Here is a 2,180-nt window from a genome sequence, read left to right as displayed (position 1 = left end):
ATAAGGGCGAAAAACTGTATCCCCAAGGGCTGTTCGTCCAGGGGGACGTCCATATCCCGATAACAGATGGTATCGAGGATCTGTTTCTGCTGTTCGAGGGTGGCCGTCTTGAACTCGGTCCCGAATTCGGTATTGCTGCGGTGGTCGAGCCACATCAGTCCGCCCAAAAGGGTGTTCTGCATATCGGGCATGTCCTTTCCGATGAACTCTATGAATTCGGGCACATCGGCCTCCAAGGGCCCTCCAAAGGGTTCCTTGGGGGGAAGGATCACCGTGCTGAGCACGGCGATGGTCTCCATTTCGTGTTCGTTGAACAAGCGCTCGGCATTGAGCTTTTCGATACGCTCGAGTTCCTTGGGCGTACGCCCGAAATAATGGGTGTCGCCCGCCTGTGCAACGGCCCCTTTCGCCTTTTCTTGCGCTTCGCCGCCGCAGCCGTGGAAGGCAAGTGCGGAAGCCCCCGCACCTAGGATCATGGTCTGTATACTCTTTCTTCTGTCCATCTTCGGCTATAGGTTTTGTTTTTTGATCTGTTCGATGATATAATCCGAGGCCCTCCACGACAGGGCCAAAATGGTCCATGTACAGTTCTTGTCGGCCTGCGATACAAAGGGCCCCGCATCGACGATAAAGACATTGTCGACATCGTGGAGCTGGTTGAACCTGTTGGTCACCGAGGTCTTGGGGTCGTCGCCCATACGCGTGGTGCCCACCTCGTGGATGATCTCGCCCGGGGCGTGAAGGCCGTAGTCCCTGTCCTTGCCGGGTTTGTTGAGATAGATACCGCCCATGTTGTGGGCGATCTCCTCGAAGGTATCCTGCATGTGCTTGGCCTGGCGCACTTCGATATCGGACCACTTATAGTTGAACTTCAGTACGGGGATGCCGTAATCGTCGACCGTGGTGGGGTCGATCTCGCAATAGTTGTCCTTTACCGCGAGGCCCTCGCCCCTTCCCCCGAAGCCCACTACGGCACCATAGTACCTTTTGACCTCGTCCCTGAGCTTGTCGCCGTAGCCGCCCGTGGGGAAGCCCATGAGCTTGTTGAAGTTGTCCTGGTCGAAGCCGAAGCCGTAATTGGGCTGGCCCATGCCCCCCCATACCTCGATGTGGTAGCCGCGGGGGAAGTCCAGTTGGTTGTTGTCGCCCCACCAGGGCGAGTAAACGTGCATGCCGCCGACCCCGTCCTCGTTATAGGACACGTCGCGGTCCATGAGGCCCGGGACGAACGCCGCGCCGCTACTGCCCGTCGAGTCGTGCAGGTACCTTCCCACCAGGTTGCTGCTGTTGCCCAGTCCGTTGGGGTGCTGCTTGCTCTTGCTGTTGAGAAGGATGCGCGCCGAGCTACAGGCGGAGGCCGCCAATACGACGATCTTTCCCCTTAGCTTGTATTCCTTCCTGTCCCCCTTGTCGATGTACGATACCCCGGTGGCCCTTCCCTCCCCATCGGTGGTGACCTCACGTACCATGGCGTTGACGTACAGCTTCACCTGTCCGCCGTTCTTCTGTGCCGGGAAGATAAGGCAGCTCCCCGAGGAGAAATCGGCATATATCGAACAGGAGCGGTTGCACTGGCCGCAGTAAAAGCAGACCCCGCGTTCGTTGTTGATGCGCTTGGTAAGCATCGACAGCCGCCCGGGGATCACGGGAATGCCCGATTTCTTGGCGCCCTTTATATAAAAAAGCTCGTGGAGCCTCGGTTTCGGGGGTGGCAGGAAAAAACCGTCGGGATCGTTCTCCAGCCCCTCGTTGGTACCGAAGACCCCGATCAGTTTGTCGACCTTGTCGTAGTACGGCTTTACGTCATCGTAACCGATGGGCCAGTCCTCCCCATGGCCGTCGCGCGTCTTTCCCTTGAAATCCTTCGGCCCGAAACGCAGCGATATGCGGCCCCAGTGGTTGGTACGGCCACCGAGCATGCGCGAACGCCACCATTTGAAGGTCGTGCCCTCGGCATGGGTATAGGGTTCGCCGTCAACGTGCCAATCGCCATAGGACATATCGAACTCCCCGAAGGCACGGTCCGTGCCGGCGCCCCGCCTGGGAGAATCGTAGGGGTTCTTCAATTGGGTCATGGTCTTCGGGTCGGCCGGGTCGAAAAAGGGGCCCGCCTCGACCACCGCGACCTTGAGGCCCGCATCGGCCAGTTGCTTGGTGGCCATACCGCCACCTGCTCCAGA

At 58.9% G+C, this 2,180-nt stretch carries 2 protein-coding genes; both read right to left on the bottom strand.

What is annotated here, in order from left to right:
* A partial coding sequence (locus BW980_RS22070; protein ID WP_076457312.1) for a gluconate 2-dehydrogenase subunit 3 family protein occupies nucleotides 1–503 on the bottom strand: 503 nt, incomplete at its 3' end.
* Between the two features lie 6 nt (nucleotides 504–509).
* The coding region (locus BW980_RS22065) for a GMC family oxidoreductase (RefSeq protein ID WP_076457311.1) at nucleotides 510–2,180 on the bottom strand (1,671 nt) is incomplete at its 5' end.

This window comes from Zobellia uliginosa (assembly GCF_900156625.1).
In the GTDB taxonomy this organism is placed as follows: Bacteria; Bacteroidota; Bacteroidia; order Flavobacteriales; family Flavobacteriaceae; genus Zobellia; species Zobellia uliginosa.
This window is presented reverse-complemented; position numbering and strand designations above follow the sequence as displayed.